The organism is Micromonospora okii (assembly GCF_020884795.1).
GTDB classification, from domain to species: Bacteria; Actinomycetota; Actinomycetes; order Mycobacteriales; family Micromonosporaceae; genus Micromonospora; species Micromonospora okii.
This window is the reverse complement of record NZ_BBZF01000025.1, coordinates 81,747-98,265: the sequence shown is the minus strand read 5'-3', so window position 1 is coordinate 98,265 and position 16,519 is coordinate 81,747. Positions and strand designations below refer to the sequence as shown.

11 protein-coding genes and 1 pseudogene (1 of these 12 running past the window's edge) are annotated in these 16,519 nt (G+C 71.6%); 1 reads left to right on the top strand and 11 read right to left on the bottom strand.

Annotated features, from left to right (window positions below; all coding sequences use genetic code 11):
- Nucleotides 1-17: 17 nt before the first annotated feature.
- Nucleotides 18-1,001 carry an aspartyl/asparaginyl beta-hydroxylase domain-containing protein gene (locus LPU43_RS24450; RefSeq protein ID WP_229402864.1) on the bottom strand — a complete coding sequence of 328 codons (984 nt, stop codon included), beginning with the start codon at nucleotides 999-1,001 and terminating at the stop codon, nucleotides 18-20.
- A gap of 120 nt (nucleotides 1,002-1,121) precedes the next feature.
- Here LPU43_RS24450 and LPU43_RS24445 point away from each other — a divergent pair, with 120 nt between their 5' ends.
- Complete coding sequence (locus LPU43_RS24445; RefSeq protein ID WP_229402863.1) at nucleotides 1,122-1,793, top strand: hypothetical protein; 672 nt, start codon at nucleotides 1,122-1,124, stop codon at nucleotides 1,791-1,793.
- On the opposite strand, the gene LPU43_RS24440 is transcribed toward LPU43_RS24445, so the two are convergent.
- From LPU43_RS24440 to LPU43_RS24395, 10 genes and pseudogenes are all read right to left on the bottom strand, one after another.
- A complete protein-coding gene (locus tag LPU43_RS24440) occupies nucleotides 1,711-2,253 on the bottom strand; it encodes an ankyrin repeat domain-containing protein (protein WP_229402862.1) in 543 nt (180 codons plus the stop codon). The genes LPU43_RS24445 and LPU43_RS24440 overlap by 83 nt on opposite strands.
- On the bottom strand, nucleotides 2,253-3,194 hold the full coding sequence (locus LPU43_RS24435) for an aspartyl/asparaginyl beta-hydroxylase domain-containing protein (protein WP_229402861.1): 942 nt from the start codon (nucleotides 3,192-3,194) through the stop codon (nucleotides 2,253-2,255). Before LPU43_RS24435 ends, LPU43_RS24440 begins: the two co-directional genes overlap by 1 nt.
- A 120-nt stretch (nucleotides 3,195-3,314) precedes the next feature.
- A complete protein-coding gene (locus tag LPU43_RS24430) occupies nucleotides 3,315-4,601 on the bottom strand; it encodes a radical SAM protein (RefSeq protein ID WP_229402860.1) in 1,287 nt (428 codons plus the stop codon).
- Nucleotides 4,598-6,157 (bottom strand): carbamoyltransferase C-terminal domain-containing protein, encoded by a 1,560-nt coding sequence (locus LPU43_RS24425; RefSeq protein ID WP_229402859.1) that lies wholly within the window; start codon nucleotides 6,155-6,157, stop codon nucleotides 4,598-4,600. The genes LPU43_RS24430 and LPU43_RS24425 overlap by 4 nt, the downstream gene beginning before the upstream one ends.
- A 58-nt stretch (nucleotides 6,158-6,215) precedes the next feature.
- On the bottom strand, nucleotides 6,216-7,301 hold the full coding sequence (locus tag LPU43_RS24420) for a glycosyltransferase family 9 protein (protein WP_229402858.1): 1,086 nt from the start codon (nucleotides 7,299-7,301) through the stop codon (nucleotides 6,216-6,218).
- Nucleotides 7,302-7,776: 475 nt separating this feature from the next.
- Nucleotides 7,777-7,980: pseudogene (locus tag LPU43_RS24415) on the bottom strand (MbtH family protein); the annotation flags it as partial.
- Nucleotides 7,977-9,182, bottom strand: coding sequence for a condensation domain-containing protein (locus tag LPU43_RS24410; RefSeq protein ID WP_229402857.1), 1,206 nt, complete (start codon nucleotides 9,180-9,182; stop codon nucleotides 7,977-7,979). The pseudogene LPU43_RS24415 and the gene LPU43_RS24410, both read right to left, overlap by 4 nt.
- Nucleotides 9,183-9,289: 107 nt before the next feature.
- Nucleotides 9,290-10,339 (bottom strand): TauD/TfdA family dioxygenase, encoded by a 1,050-nt coding sequence (locus LPU43_RS24405; protein ID WP_229402856.1) that lies wholly within the window; start codon nucleotides 10,337-10,339, stop codon nucleotides 9,290-9,292.
- Complete coding sequence (locus tag LPU43_RS24400) at nucleotides 10,336-12,984, bottom strand: AMP-binding protein (RefSeq protein WP_229402855.1); 2,649 nt, start codon at nucleotides 12,982-12,984, stop codon at nucleotides 10,336-10,338. The genes LPU43_RS24405 and LPU43_RS24400 overlap by 4 nt, the downstream gene beginning before the upstream one ends.
- A protein-coding gene (locus LPU43_RS24395; RefSeq protein WP_229402854.1) for a non-ribosomal peptide synthetase crosses the window boundary here: on the bottom strand, nucleotides 12,981-16,519 show its 3' portion. Its footprint extends 4,306 nt past the window's final position; 3,539 of the gene's 7,845 nt are visible here — the last part of the coding sequence; its start codon lies beyond the right edge, outside the window; it ends in the stop codon at nucleotides 12,981-12,983. Before LPU43_RS24395 ends, LPU43_RS24400 begins: the two co-directional genes overlap by 4 nt.

Sequence of the window (16,519 nt, the reverse complement as noted above, 5' to 3'; positions counted from 1 at the left end):
GGTCCGTCTCGTCATGGTCAAGCCCCGTAGCCAGGAGGTGTGGCGTGCCGCGACGGCGTCACGGTCAAGCCGTCGCGCTGCAACTCCACCGCGGCCAGCGCCCTCGTGTCCAGGTAGGCCCGCACGAACTCCACCATCGGTTCGTCGAACGCCATCCGGACGACGTCGCCGTCGCGTTCGATCCTGTGCAACCGCATCTCCCGCATGAACGACTCGATCTCGCCGGCCCAGCTCTCCTGATCGCGCCGCAGCACCTGTTCACGGTCAAGCAGACAGGGATTGGGGGTGTCGAGGATGAGCACCACCCGCGCAGCGGAGCCCTCGTGCCGGACCTCATGCTCGAACGAATCATCGAAGACGAGGCAGCGCCCCTCCTGCCACGACCGCCTCTCCTCGCCCACCCGGATCCAGGCCTTCGGATCTGAGCGCAGGCAGAGGTGGGTGCGAGCCTTCGAGTTGGTCGGGCCGCAGTGCGGAGTGATCCAGGCGCCGGGCTGCAGCCAGGAGACCATGGCGAAGCCGTTGCCGTACTCGGTCACCTCCGGGATCGCCGCCAGGACCTCCGCGGTCACCGGCAGCAGCTCGCACGCCCGGTCGAACCGCCGTCCCCGGTCCCACAGCATGAGCTGGTGCCAGCGTCCGCCCCGGACGCTGGCATCGACCATGCCGGCGCTAGAGAAGCCGGCGGCGGCGGGCTCGACCACCGCGTCGAGTTCGGCGCGGAGCAGTTCCCAGCGCTCCTCCAGGTAGGCGGTGAACCAGAACCTCGACGAGTCGAAGAACGCCGCCCGGCCGCTGGTCGGATGCTGCGTGATGGGGCGGTGCATGCGCTCCGGGAAGAGCCCTTCGGCAACGGCGACGTCGGCGATCCGGTAGGCGGCCTCCGCCAGCCCCTGTCCGTGCAGGTTTGCGATCAGGCCCTCGAACTGCTTCCGGAGACGCTCCACGATGGCCCGGGGCACCAGTCCACTCCCCGACAGCCCGCTTACGTCGTCACCCATGCCGCCTCACCTCAACTCCACTCTGGACTTTTGCCGCGTGCCCAGCAACGCTGAGGCACAATCGCGACGAGCAGCCGCCCGTACCGTCCGCAGGGGTGGCCCGGCGAGGCAGGAGCGCTGATGACGGAGCCCCCCGTGGCACCCGGATACCAGTTCGACCACGTCCACCGGCTCGGCAGCGGATTCGTCGACGGGACGCGCCGGGCGCTGTTCTTGAACATTCCGAAGAACGCCAGTTCGAGCCTGGCACATCTGCTTCTGTCGGCCGGTTTCCGCTACACCACCGCCTTCCGTACCCGGCCGGTACCGCCCGGGTACACGGTCTTCGCGGTGACCCGGGACCCCGTCTCCCGATGGATCTCGGCGATGTCCGAGTACGCCATCACCGTGGCACACCGGCCGCCGGAGGATCTCACCGTCGAGCACCTGCGACGGCTGCGCGACGGCACATTCGTACCCCTGGACCAGCACCTGACCCCGCAGAGCACCTTCCTGCTGCCCACCATGCCGGTGACCCGCTGGCTGTGTTTCGAGCGGTTGGCGGACGACTACCGCACGCTCGCCGCCGACGTGGGGCTGCCCGACGGCCTGCGCCGGGACAACCGGTCGGACCCGACGTTGTCGCGGCGCCTCCGAGAGCTGCTGTCCGACCACGACCACACCCTCATCCGACGGTTCTACGCCGAGGACGTCCGACTGCACGTCCTGGTCACCCGAGCCCGGGGCGGGCCGGTGGCGGGGTGCAACCTTCGCGCTCCGCATCCAGCAGGTCGAGCTCGTCCGGAACCGTGAAATCCAGCGCCTCCCGGCAGAACCGCTGCCAGGCGGGGTCCCGGCCGTCGCGGAGCACGTCCTCCTCCGGATGGACCGACCGGGTCACCCTCAGGTCGTCGTGCAGGTAGACGATTGTGCCCCCGTCCTGCAACGGTTCCCCGTCCCGACCGACCGGCTCGGCCCACCCGGAGAAGGCACGCAGGTCGGCCAGACGGTAGCCACGGCAGTACGGACGCCAGCGCCGGTCCGCCGCGCCATCAGTGGCCCGCCGGTCCTCCTCGTCACGCAACAGGGCAGCCGCTGCCCGGTGCCCGGCGGCCAGGGCGACCTGGTAGGGGGTACGCCCGTCCGAACCACGCTCGGTGGGATCGTCGCCCGCCGCCAGCAGGTCACGCAGCCGGGCGACGTCCCCGCGGCCCGCCGCCCGATGCAGCTCGGTCCAGCCCGTCCCGTCGACGAGCGACGCCGACTCGGTCATCACACCTCCCCGGAGCCGGCGAATGCGCCGGCGTCGAACACCAAAGTGTCGCCGCGCAGCTCCGCCGCGCGACCCCCCGACTCACGCATGTACCTGACCACTTGGCTGGCAGTCCCGTCGTCCAGCACCGCACGGACCTCGTTCCCGTCGACCTCCACCCGGCGCATCCCGCGCTGCCGCAGGAATCTGCTGACCCGGGTCTCGAACGAGTCGCGACCGCGCAGCATCCGCGAACGCACTCCCGCATCCAGCTCCGGGTGGCTCACATCCATCAGCAGCACCACGCGCGGGTGGTCGCCGTCGTGCCACACCTCGTGCTCGAACGAGTCGTCGAAGACCAGGCACCGCCCGTCCGCCCAGGTCAGCGTCTCGTCACCGACACGCATCCGGGCACCCTCGGGCACCCGCACCCCGAGATGCACCCGCAATCGACCGTTCGAGCCGCCGCAGTGCGGCAGGATCCGGGTTCCGGGGTAGAGCCAGGACAGTGTCACCACCCCCGCCCCGGCCACGGTCGCCTCCGGAATGCCCTCGATAACGGCGGCGGTGACCGGAAACCGCGCGCACGCGTCAGCGAACCGCTGGCCCGCCTCGTAGAACGTCACCTGCTCCCACCGCCCCGCGGCGAGCAGCGGCTCCTCCACCGGCAGGAAGCCGGATTCCCGCGGCTCGGTGACCGCTTCCAGCTCGGCCCGGATCAGCGGAAAGTGTTCCTCGAGGTAGGCGCAGAACCAGAAGTCGGCCGGATCGTGGACCGCCCGGGGAGTGAGGTCCGGCACGTAGTGCAGGGGGCGTTGCATGGGGTGCCGCCAGATGCCCTGCTCGACGGCGAGCGCGGCGCAGCGGTGCGCCGCTTCGGCGTCACCTGACGCCAGCAACGCGTCCACCAATTGCACGTAGGCGGCACGGACCTCGCCGGGCCGCCCCCGGGTCGTCGTCACAACCGGACCTCCCCACGTCCTACGGCCGATGTTCCCGCCGGCACCCGGTCGCCACAACCGGCGACGCCGCCTCCCACCGGAAGCAGCCGGCGGCGGGACACGGCGGCCGTCCGGTCGCGCCTAGCCACGACCGAGCGCCAGACCGTGCGTCATCGTGTACGCCAGGTGCGTGATGTAGGCCCGGTGGATCACCGACCGGTCCATCCGGAAGCTCTCCGCATCCGCCACGAACCTCCCACCGCACTCCTGCAGCAGCGCCAGCCAGGAGGCGAAGTGCGGGGTCTGCCGCAGCTGCTCAAAACGCAGGCCGGTCAGCCGCTCGAACCGCTCGTAGTGGACCCCGTCCCGCGTCATCAGCGCACCACCGACCAGGGCGGTGAGCCGCTGCGGGCGCTCCAGCGAGAAGCGCTGCACGAACGAGAAGGCCCGTGGCTCCCGCAGGTACTCGACGTACCTGGCGTTGTCGTTGAGCAGGAGGTGGTGGCCAAGGATCGACTCGGTGCCGACGCCGAATCCGATCTTGTCGCCGACCAGGTCGTACTTGTAGTTGCCGTCGGCGTCCTCGTCGACGCTGTCGCGGACCCAGTAACCGTGGCAGTACTCGTGGTAGCCCACGTCGCTCAGCAGCGCCATCGCCCGCTCATAGGCGTCAATCATTCCCGGTACGTCCCACGCCCGCAGCACCTCGCGGTCCAACTGCATCGCCATCACCGTCTGGGGCGTGGCCCGGTAAGGGTAGACGGAGATGTGCGGTGGATCGTGGGGCAGCACGCCACGCAGCGTGTCGAGCAGATCCACCGGGCCGCTGTCGGTCGGGAAACTACTGATCAGGTCGACGTTGAAGGTCGGCACCCCGCGGTCGCGCAGCAACTCCAGCGCGGCCAGGGCCTGCTCACGGGTGTGTCCCCGCCCCGCTCGGCGGAGTTGTGACGCCGCCAGCGACTGGACCCCCACACTGATCCGGTCGACGCCCAACTCCAGCATCGCGTCGAGCTTGCCGGGGCTGAGGTCGTTCGGGGTGGTCTCCATGGACCACTGCACCAGCCCCGAGAGATCCAGGGACTCATCCAGTGCCTCGCGGACGAACCGCATCTCCGCGGGATCGAGCCGGGTGGGGGTGCCCCCGCCCCAGTACATCACGTGGGGCCGGTAGCCGAGGCGGGTCAGCAGCGGCCCGTAGTACCTGATCTGGTCGACGAGGGCGGTCAGGTATGGACGCCGGCCGTCCGCTCCAGCCCGCAACCGCGGTACGGGGATGTCCGTCACCCAGTCGCAGAAGTGGCACTTGGTCGCGCAGAACGGAATCTGGACGTAGATTTCCAGCGGTCGTTCGACCGGCGGGCCGAGCTCATCGGCGATGATGGCCATCAGCTCGGCGGGGGACGCAACCACGCCGGAAGGGATCATCGGGGCCTCCTCTTGCTGATCACCAGGTGCGGCATGACGAGGTGATCCAGCCCACACCCGAGCAGAGTACGTAGCGCGTCCTCCGGTGTCTCCACGAGCGGCTCCCCACGCGTGTTGAGACTCGTGTTCAACACCATCGGCACGCCGGTGCGGTCGGCGAACGCGGCGATGAGGGTGTGGAACGAGGGATTGTCGCCCGGCGCGACGGTCTGCAGCCGGGCGGTACCGTCGACATGCGTCACGGCCGGGACGTCGGGGCGCCGCACCGGGACGGCCCGGAGCATGAACGGGCTGTCAGTGACGCCGAACCACTCCCCCGCCCGCTCCACAAGCACCGCCGGGGCGAAGGGGCGGAAATCCTCCCGGAACTTGACCTCGGCGTTGATCCTGCGGGGCATGTCCGGGTCACGCGGATCGGCCAGGATGCTGCGGTGCCCGAGCGCCCGTGGCCCGATCTCGCCGGCGCCGTCGAACCAGCCCACCACGGCACCGGTGGCGATCAGCTCCGCGGCCCGCCCAGCGTGGTCGTCGACCCGCTCCACCACCACGTCAGCGGCGTGACGGTCCAGGGCGCGGCGCACGAGTTGCGGTGTGTACTGCCGGACCCCGTACATCAGCTCGGCGGCCGAGAACCCCTGCCGGGGGTTGCCGAGCACGTGGTGCCAGTACCAGAGTGCTGCCCCGATCGACGTGCCGTCGTCGCCACATGCGGGATGCAGGTGTCGTCCCTCGAAGGCGGACGCGGCGAAGGCCAGCTCCGTACCGACCGCGTTGAGCGCGGTGCCACCGGCCAGGCAGAGGACCGGCGCCACCTTCGCCCGGACGCTGGCGGCGTGCAGCTCGCGGAACAGTCGTGTCAGTTGCCGTTCCAGGCCCACCTGCACGTAGTAGGCGAGCGTGGCGTTCAGCCGACGACCACCGGCCGTGACCGTGCACGCCCCGGCCCCGGCCAACTCCTCCAGCTCGTGGAAGCTCCGCAGGCCGTCCAGCACCGCCGCGGCGACCGGGGCGACCGGCCGCCCGAACGGGGCGAGCCCCATCACCTTGCCGGCGCCGAGGATGCCGGAGCCGAACAGGAGCCGACCGGCCTCGGTGTAGGCCACGTTCGCGTTGAACCAGGCGTCGAAGTTGTGCAGCAACGGCACCAGCCGGTTGTCCCGACCGACGAAGGAACGGCATCCGGTGGGGTCGATCGCCACCGCGACCGCGGATTCGTACGGTGAGGTGAAGTACGCGCAGGCGGCGTGGATGAGGTGGTGGTCGGGATTGACCGTGCACGGGATGTGACGCCCGCGCAGGTCGACCAGGCTGTTGTCCTGGTTCACCCAGAACCGCAACCAGGTCTCCTTCAGGTCCCCACCGTGCAGGGTGGGGATGTCGGGCGAGTCCATCGTGTGCAGGTTGCACAGCAGCACGTGGTCGACGTCGTCGATCCGTAGCCCTGCCTGCGCCAGCAGTTCGTCCAGGTCGTCATCGCGCAGACCCGGATGCTTCTTGAGCCGCGAGCGACGTTCGGTGGTGACGTAGCCGGCGATCCGCCCGTCCACCAGTAGCACGCCGGATCCGTCATGGTTGAAGTTGATCGACAGGAGGACGCGAGTCGGCCTGCCCCGCTCACCCGACATCCGCCACCCCCGACATCGTCGTACCGGCTCCGTGCAGTTGACCGACGACCGCCGTCCAGACCGCAGACACGCTCACGTCGAGAAGACACCGCGGATACGGACCGCCCGACCCGCGATACTCCACGACGCACTCGTGGGCACACCGGCGGTCCGCCACCTCGTCGACGCCGTGCGTGATCGCCTGGCAGGGACGATGCAGCGAGACGCCCCGATGCCGCGGGTAGACCCGCGACCACAGGCGCTCCGTGCCGGTCGGTCCGTAGATCACCACGGTCGGGGTGCCGACCGCCGCCGCCACGTGCGCGTAGCCGGAGTCGTTACCGACCAGGAGCGACACCCCGGCGAGCAGGTTGGCCATCCGGTTGATCCCGGCTCCCGCGACGACGTGGACCAACACCCCGGGGCACCTGTCCCGCAGCGCGCCAGCCAGATCGCTGAGGTCGGCCTCCTCTCCGGCTCCACCGAGCAGGTAGATGCTCGCGCCCAAACGTGCCACCAGACGCTCCGCGAGCGCGGCGTACCGGGTCAGCGGCCACCTGCGGTTCCAGTGCGGCTCGCCGCCGGGGTGCAGCGCGATCCGCGGTGCCGGCGCCGCCAGTTCCGGCACCGGCTCCGGGTACCGCGGAAACGCCGGCACGACCTCACCCGCCCGCAGCGGGGCGGGCAGGCCGAGGGCGCGGCCGTACCCGAGGGCGTAGTCGTACAGATCCGGGGTGCCGAGCAACGGCGGCGGCAGCGTGACGGGGTCGGTGAACGCACCGTCGGCCCCGTCACCGCGGGGCAGACCCACCCGGGTGGCGATTCCCGCCACCCGGGCGTGGGTGGCATCCAGGTGGTACGAGCCGGGATCCACCAGACACAGGTCGAACCCCTGACCAGCCAGCTCGCCGCCGAACCGTCGCCACCGCCCCGCGTCACCGTCCCGGGGATCGGGACAGCACAGCAGGTCGTCCGCGTAGGTGTGTCCGCGCAGCAGTTCACCGTGGCGGTCCGCCAGGGAGCGCCCGACCACAAGCGTGATCATCGCGTGGGGGTGGGCCCGGCGCAGCACCGCGAGCAGAATGTTGCGTTGCACCAGGTCACCCAACCCGGGCCGGTGCAGCTGGGCGAAGACGCAGGCCCGTCGCACCGGCCCGACACGGTCGGGTGCGACGGGACGGGCCACCCCGGGCTCAGCCACCGGCGACGCGCTCCAGGTTCCCCTGGCCGGACAACGTCGCCAGGTCGATCCGGGCCAGGCAACGGACCGCCTCGAAATCGAGGGTGAGGTTGCCGACGAGAAGGACCTCCCCGACGCCGGCGGCGATGTCGCCGGCGGCCGCCCGGGTAGCGTCCCGGTCCAACTTCACACCCAGCTCGGTGCCGCCCTGGGTGTCGGAGAAGCGCAGCAGCACGTACCCTCGCTCCACGGCCTCGGCGAAGACCGCCAACGGTTCCCCGTCGGTTCGTACGCTCACCGTCACCGGATGCGAGCCGATGCACAACCGGTCGACCAGCGACGGGCCATCGTCGTCGAGGTCCAGCTCCTCGACCGGGTCGTCGGCGTGCTCGGCCATCCACCGCCGGAGGGTCAGTGGCCGCATGTCGGTCCATACCTCGTCGATGTGCGCCAGGCAGGCGTCCTTGCCGCCGGTCGTGCCGGTACGCCGCCATCCCGACGGCAGCTCCTGGTTGACCGGCCAGATCGAGTACTGCTCCTCGTCGTTGACGACGACCGCGTACTGCTGATCGTCCACGTCGCTGTTCTCGGTCACGGTGCCACTCCTTTGCGATAGGCGTCGACGGTGAGCGGGGCGGTCGGGTCGGCCGCCGCGACGGCCAGCGTACGGGTCAGCCGGTCCACCAGATCGTCGACCGATCGACCGCACCGACTATTGACGTCCACCGTCACCGACATCGCTCCATTCTCGTCGCCGAGATGCAGATCCACGTTCGTCCCGTCCCACGCCAGCCCGGCGGCGGCACCCCCGATCGCCAGCAACTCGGTCTCGGCGAAATGCGCCGCGTCGACACCCAGCGGCTCGGTCCCGCGGGTTCGTCGGACGCCCGAGGGATTGCGGCACAGGTGCACGTGCAGATCCCAGGGTTCGGCGGTGCGGCCCAGCGTGACGTGCCCGTCCCTGGTGGCGAGTTCGACCAGTTCGCCGTACGGCAGGTAGTGCGTGACCGACCGGAGCAGACCCACCTGGGCCGCACGCGCCAACTGCTGGAAGGAGGGGTGGGGCGGGGCGGCATCGACCCGAAACACGATCCGGTCGGTGAGCGCACCGACGACGGTCCCCAGCCCAAGGTAGTCCCGCAGGTCCAGGACGGTGGACACGCCCGCGCGGGGCGGGCGGTCCAGGAGCCGCACGACCAGCGCCGCCACCCCGAGGGCCACGTGGTCACCGAGCATCCCACCGGCGGCGCCCAACGCGTCGAGCTGCGCCGCGGGCAGCAGCAATCGGCGCCGTTCCCCCGTCCGTTCCGGCAGCGGGGCGGACCTGGTCGGGATGCCGTCGAGCCACCGCGCCCACCAGGCGCGACGCGCGTGCCAGCCGGTGGCTGGCAGCGGATCCACTGCCAGCAGCTCGGGCAGTGTCGGATGGACGGCGGGACGGAACCGCCCGCGGCACGCCTCTACCACCGCACCGAGGACGAGATAGAGAGAGCGCTCGTCGAGCACCGCCTGGTGCGCGGCGAGCGCCAACACTGTCCGCCCGTCCGGGAGGGACAGTACGTGGACGTGGGTACCGGTGGCCGAGTCCCGCGCCGCGACCAGCAGCGTGACGGCCTGCCGGACCGCGTCGTCGGGGCGGAGATGGCGCAGATCGTGCGTCGTCATCCGCAGGTCGTCGCGCCGGCGCAGCATGGGCGGCTCCGCGCTGGTGTCGAGTTCCACACGCAGCACGGGCATCGCCGCGTGCACCTCACCCACGGCCGCCCGGACGTTCGACACGGCCACGCCGGTGACCACCAGCGCCCGAACCTGGTGCGCCCGGCCCGGCGGCAGGTGTCGCAGCTGCGGCCAGAGCCCACGCGCCACCGTCCCCAGCGGCAGGGCACCACCCGGCCGTGGTCCGGTCATCGCCCCCCTCCCGTGCCGACGTCCGCCCAGGAGGTCGGACCCGCCATGCCGACCACGACCTGCCGGGCACCGGTGAACGACTCGCGGCCGTGCGCGGCGAGGAGGTTGTCGACCAACAGCACGTCGCCGGCCCGCCACGGCACCGCGACGCGTTCGGCCGCGTAGATCTCGGCCAGCGTGGACAACACCTCGTCGGGGATGGGACGACCATCGCCGTAGCAGGTCTGGTTCGGCAACCCGTCCGCACCGAGTTGGCTCACCAGGGCACCCCGCACGGCCGCCGGCAGGCCGGCGGCGTTGAAGAACAGCGCATGGTTGAACCAGCACAGCTCGCCGGTGGCCGGGTGCCTCGCCACCGCCGGTCGGACCTGCCGGGTGCGCAGCCCGCCGTCGGGCCGCCACCGGACCTCGATGTCCCGCTCGGCGCAGTACTGCTCGACCACCGCCCGGCTCGTCGTCTGGAACGCCTCCTGCCACGACAGGCCAAGCCCTTCGGAGAAGTTGCGGATGTAGCACACGCCGTGCCGGAGGAACGGCTCGCGGACCGGCTCCGGGACCTGGGCCAGCACCCGACGGGCGTCGGCCAGCGGCGTGGCGCCGCCGTCGGTCGGTGCGACGAGACAGCCGAAGACCAGGAACCGGGGAAACACCTGCTGGTAGGCGTTCTCGTGATGTAGTCCGATGACCTGGTCGCTCGGGTGATCCGTTGCGGTGTACACCCGGTCGCGCACCCGGGTACGCGGAGTCGACCGCTCGACGTACGGCGCAAGCTCGCCGGCGAGTGCCCGGGCGACGTCGGCAAAGCTGTCCAGGGTGACGGCGAAGCCACGGAAGAGCACCGCGCCACTGCGATGCAGCCAGTCCCGGATCAGATCGGGCCGGGCTCGGGCCACGTCGGCCAGGACCACTCCCGGCCGGCCGGGCACGACGCGGAACGGCAGCCGGCCGTGCTGCGAGGCGTCCGCCGGCACGAGGGCCCCGCCGGGCGGGCTGACCGCCACCGTCCGCCGCCGGCCAGCCGTCGGGCCAGGCCCCGGCGCCATCATGCCGGCGCTCCCTCGGGCACCCCACAGAGCAAGGCGTGCACGAACCTGTCGTCCCGCTCGAGCGCGAGCAGTTCGGACAGCGGCGTCGGGTCCATCGCCCCCACGGGGCACAAGCCGAGCCCGCACTCCTCGGCGGCGGCGCCGAGGAGCTGCGTCATGGCACCGGCCTCGAACACGGTGAAGTCCCAGGCGAGATCACCGTAGAGCGGTGTGATGGCGGGCATCCGGGCGACCAGGTACAGCGAGAAGGCGCTCTGCCGGAACGCAACACGGTTCGGTTCCGCGTGGGCCGACGCCGGCAGGACCACGTCCACGGCGACCGGGACCAGCCGGTGGTGTACCGGGTGGTAGTAGTAGCTGCCGGTGGCGAGCGAACGCACCCGCCCGGGTGCGACGAGGACATAGGCCCCGACCGCGTAGCTACCTCCGGCGGAGGGGTAGCGTCGCGTCGGCCGGCCGGCCGAGGACGTCACCTGCAGGGCCTGAAGCAGCGTGCCGAGCAGGTCGAGGTCGACCGGACGGGAATCGAACCGGCGTACCGTCCGGAAGGCCGGCGCGGGCCTGGCCGCCGGCGCCAACGGCACCGCCGGCCGGGCGTCCAGGTCCCGTCGGATGCCGTGTCCGGCCTCGCGGAACGCCTGACGGTCCTGGATCCGGCTGAGCACCGTCGGAGTGGTCGACGCGGCGTCGACGACGGGTGCCCGGTCGCCGCCCGGCTGTGCCGGGTCAGCGCCGCGGGCGGGGCCGCCGCCGGCGGCCGCTGTCGGTGCCGGCTCGTGGTTGCGGCCCAGGTGCGCGCCGACGATGACGGCCACGGACGGGAACCGGAGCAGCTCATCAACGTCCACCTCTACACCCAGCTCCTCCTCGACCACGGTGGCTAGGCGCACCAGCTGATAAGAGGTCGCACCGATGTCGAGCAGGTTGGTGTGCGGGTCGATCTCGGTGACGTCGAACAGACGGCATGCCAACGCGGTAACCCGCCGGATGAGCTCCTGCTCGCCGGCCCGGGTCGCGTCCTCGCCGGGAGCACCCGGCAGTGCTCCGGACGTCACCGGCCTCGCCGGCGGGCCGGCCGGCGCCGCCACCCACGGCGTCGCGGCCTCGCGCAGCGCGGCACGGTCGACGCAACCGTCGGGCGTCAACGGCAACGCGTCGCGCAGCTCGATCCGCGCCGGGATGAGGTACGGCGAGACCTTACGGCGCAGGTGGTCCGCGAGCGCCTCCGCGGAGACCTCGGCGCGGGGACGTGGCCGCACGAAGGCGACCGTCTCGGCGCTGTCCGGCCAGGTCACCACGACCGCGTCACGCACCGCCTCGTGGGCGCCCAGGGCGACCTCGGCGTCCCGGACGTTCAGGGGTCGGCCGTGCACCGTCACCTGTGAGGAACCCTCACCGACTACCTCGATCACCCCCTCTGGCAGGAGCCGGGCCGAGACGTCGGTGGCCAGCAGCGGCTCACCCGTTTCGGGATGGACGACCGAAGGTTCCCCGGTTTCCCGCCCCGCGGCGGCGGCACCGCCGAGGTGAAGCCGCCCGGTCACCCAGGTCGGGCAGGGCGCCGACGCGGTGGAGAGCACGAACAGCCGCTGGTTGGCCATCGGCCGCCCGATCGGAACAGAGCGCCAGTGTTCGCCGAGCTCCGTCAGCTCCGACCACGCCACCCACGGTTGTCCCGGCAGCAGGGACGTCGCGTACGCCACCCGCAACTCCCGCCCGACCCGACTGCGCAGCTCCGCCACGTGTCGCGGATCGAGCCGGTCCCCGGTGATCACCACCGCCCGTAGGCTGTCGGGCAGCGGCTCGCCGGTGGCGGCCAACTCGTCGAGCAGCAGGGTCAGCCGCGCCGAAGTGGTGATCCAGATGGTGACCCCCTGCCGCCGCAGTTGCTCCAGCCACGCCCGTGGGTGGTGCACGTCGACGTCGACGCAATACACCACCGCCGCGCCGGCCAGCAGTGGGCCGAACATCTCGTACGACGCGACGGCCGAGCCCGCGGGGGCGAGAGCGAGCAGCCGGTCGTCGGCACCGAGCCCCAGCCGGCGGTTGACGTCCGTGGCCGCATCGAGCAGGGCCCGGTGCGAGACCGGGGCCGGGACACGATCCGGTCCGTAGGGCAGTAGCGCCGCCGGCGCGTCGTCCGCAAGCTGGACGGGAGCCGGGGCTACGGTGGCGGGTTCCTCGTCGGGTGCGAGCACGGCCAGGTCGCGGGGCCAGGCAAGGCGGTCGGTGAGCCACCACTGGGTGAGTACGGCGCTGGCCCCGGCTCGCCTGGCGACCTGCCAGCGCACGGTCTGCGGCAGGTCCGGGGCGACCGGTAGGTAGACGCCGCCGGCCCGCAGGATCGCCAGCGAGCCGACGAGCTGCTCCCAACCGTGCTCGGTGGCGAGCACGACGCGGCTGCCGGGCTCGATGCCGGCGGCCGCCAACCGCCGTTCCAGGTGCGCCGCGTGCACGGCCACGTCGCCGTAACTGAGGGTCCTGCCGGGAGCGATCACCGCGGTGCGCTCGGGATGGGCGTCCAGGGCCCGCGCGACGTTGCCGGCGAGGTTTCCGGAGGGGGTCGGAGCAGCCGTGTCGTTCAGGGCCGCCACGAGGTCGTGTTGCGCGTCCGGCAGTTCGACCGAAGCTGGCTGAATGGTCATGGAGCACCTCCGTCTACCGCCGTGCCGGCCTCCCTGGCCAGCCGGCCCAGGGCGTCCTCGAACGCCGCGAACATGGTCTCGACCAGCTCCGGGGGGAAGGCCGCAGCGACGAAGTCCCAGTTGCAGATCAGGCGACCTTCGTCCTCGGTGACCTGGTGGTCGAGGAGCACCTGTGGCGTCTGGCTGACCGCGTACCGCAGCGTGGCCAGCGGCGGCCCGGTGCCCTCGGCCGGCGTGTCGGCCGGCAGCAACGTGCTGGTGAAGACCACCGGCATGATCCCGTCCGAGGCGACGCCCGGCTCCTGGCGCAGCATCCGCTGCACCTCCACGCCACTGACCAGGTGGTGTTCGAGGTCCTGCCAGAGCTGGGCCTGCAGCTGCCGGGCGGCGGTCAGGAACGCCCCCCCGGTCAGCTCCACCGCCAGCAGATTGGTCGCGGTGAAGTCACCGACCAGCTTGTCGACGTCGGGATGCAGCGGCAGGCGGTTGAAGGTGGTGAGGTTGAGGGTGAAGGCCGGCGACGTGCTCCAGGCGGCGAGCACCTGACAGAACACCGTGCACACCACGCTGGACGGGGTGATGTCGGCGCCGGCCGCCCACTGCCGCAGGGCCCGCCAGGCGTTCTCGTCGAGTTCCGTGGTCAGCCGGGTGAAGGTGGGCGCCGCGCCGTTCTCCTCGGCGGGCAGCAGCGGCAGCGCCGGCGGGGGCGGTAGTTGGGCCAGTCGTGAGCGCCAGTACCGCAGGTCCTCGGCGTACCGGGCCGATCGCCGCAGGCGCGACACCGCAGTCAGGTAGTCGCGGAAGGTCAGCCCGATCGGCGGCAGCTCCGCGTGGGCATCGGCGTAATAGGTCAGTAGCTCACCAGTGAGGATCTGCAGACTCCGGGCGTCCATCGTCAACAGATCCAGGCTGACGTGCAGGCGGGACCGGCCCTGCTCGAACCGTTCGACGCGGAGTTCGAACAGGGGCCACCGGCCGAGGTCACGCACCTCGTGGGAGAGCTCGTGCCGGGGCTGCGGGTCGGTCCCGTCCGCCGCCCGCCGGTCGACTACCCCGATGCGGTACGGCGGGACCTCGCGCAGCACCTGCTGCTGGCCGTCGGCGCGCAGCACGGTGCGCAGGGCGTCGTGCCGATCGATCAGCCGGTCCAGGGCACGTTCCAACCGGGGCACGTCCAGGTCGGTGGCGTCCAGTTCCAGGTACAGGTGGGTGGCGACGCCGCCCAGCCGGCGGCCAACCCAGTACGCCTGCTGCAGGTCGGTGAGGGCGAACGGCTCGAACCGGGCCGCCGGGTCGGCGACGAAGGCGGACGCGGCGGTGGGCACGACCGGGCTCCGGTCGGCGCCGGCCACCGACTCCGCGAGCCCGCGCACCGTGGGCGCGGCGAACAGCTGCGCCAGCGGGACCCGCACGCCGAACACCGCCTGTATCCGGTCCAGCAGCCGGATCGCGACCAACGAGGTGCCGCCCAGCAGGAAGAAGTTGTCGTCGGGGGCGACGGCGTCGAATCCTAACGTTTCCCGCCAGAGCCCGCCGACCGTCTCGACCAGTTCACCGGAAGGCGCTGCGGCGGTGGCCGGTGCGGCCAGGCAGGCCGCGAGGCGCTCCGCCGCGAGCCGCTGCAACGCGGCCTGGTCCACCTTGCCGTTGCCGGTGAGTGGCAGTCTCTCCAGTGGGATCCAGCCGGTGGGGCGGAGATAGTCGGGGAGCACCTCGGCCGCCCGCCGCCGCACCACGTCGACGTCGAAGCGGTCCGGATCGGCGGGGACGAGGAAGGCGACGAGCCGGCGGTCGCCGCGGCTCCGACCCGCCGCGATCACCGTGGCAGCCCGTACCTCGGATGTCCTGCTGAGCACCGCCTCGATCTCACCGAGCTCGATCCGATATCCGTTGATCTTCACCTGGGTGTCCTCCCGACCGAGGAACTCCAGGTTGCCGTCCGGCAGGTAGCGGGCGAGGTCGCCGGTGCGGTACAGGCGCCCGCCGTCGTCCGGATGGTGGATGAAACTGTCGGCGGTGCGCTCGTCGTCGCGCCAGTAGCCCACCGCTACCCCGGTGCCGCCGATGTACAGCTCGCCGGGGACCAGGTCAGGCCGGTCCCGCAACTGCGCGTCGAGCACCCGCAATGTCTGATTCGGCATCGGTTTGCCGTACGGAATGCTGCGCCAGTACGACTCGACCCGTCCCACCGGGTACCACACCGACCAGATCGACCCCTCCGTCGCCCCGCCGAGGCTGAGCACCTGCGCACCCGTCAGCGCACGGACCCGCTCCGGCAGGTCAACGGGGATCCAGTCCCCGCTGAGCAGTACCGCGCGCAGTGACGTCAGGGCGTCCGAGTCGAGCGCCTCGGCGTGACCGGCCAGCAGCTCCGCGAGGGCCGGCACGGAGTTCCAGATCGTGACCCTGGCGTCCCGGACGAGCTGTGCCCAGTGCGCCGGGTCGGCCCGGCGATGATGGTCCGGCACGACGACCGCGCCTCCCACGGCCAGGATCCCGAACAGGTCGTAGACCGCCAGATCGAAACTCAGCGACGAGACGGCCAGCACGCGGTCCTCGGGGCCGACGTCGAGGCGCCGGTTGACGGCCTGCACGGTGTTGGCGCTGCCCCGGTGGTCTATCGTGACGCCCTTCGGTTCTCCGGTCGAGCCGGAGGTGAAGATGACGTAAGCCAGGTCGTCGAGCGACGACGTCGCCGCCATCGGCCGGTCGTCCCGGCTGAGCGACGTGTCGTCATCGACGGCGACAACCGCCACCCCCGGGATATTGGGCAGGCGGTCGACCAGCGTCCGCTCGGTCAGCAGCACGTCGACCTCGCCACGCCGGGCCAGCGCGACGAACCGCTGCCCGGGCAGGTCCGGATCGAGCGGCAGGAACGCGGCTCCACTCAGCAGCACGCCGAGCGTGGCGGTCACCTGCTGCCAGCCACGGTGCGCCGCCACCGCCACCAGCCTGTTGCGGCCCACGCCACTTCTTCGCAGCGTGCGCGCCACGCGGTTCGCATGGCCGACCAGCTCCGCATAGGTCATCTGGCGGGTGGACGCGAGCACCGCGATCCGATCGGGGTGGCGTGCTGCTGCCGCCACCACGGCGTCGTGCAGACAGCGCTCCGGCAGCGGGGCGGCGGTGCGGTTGACCTCCGCCCGACGAGTGGCCTGGGCCGCGGGCAACGGCGGTGACAGCGGTCGCCCCCACGCTGTCGGCCCGTCCGCCACCGCGTCCAGCAGAGCCCGGTACGCGGTGAACATGTCGTCGAGCACGCCGGGCGGGAACACGTCGTCCACGGTGTCCCAGTTGAACAGCAGCTCGCCGTTCTCCTCGCTAACCTGGTGGTCGAGGTGGACCTGTGGCGTCTGGGTGATGCCGTACCGCAGCTCGCCCAGGCCATCCCCCCGAGCTGGGAATCCGGCTTCCGCGCTGGCCGACAGCGGCAGGTTGGACGTGAACACCACCGGCGTCATCGGGTCCGGTGGGAGGCCTCGAGCGGCCGCCCATTCCCGCATGACCGTCACCGCGCTCACCGCACCAGCGTCCA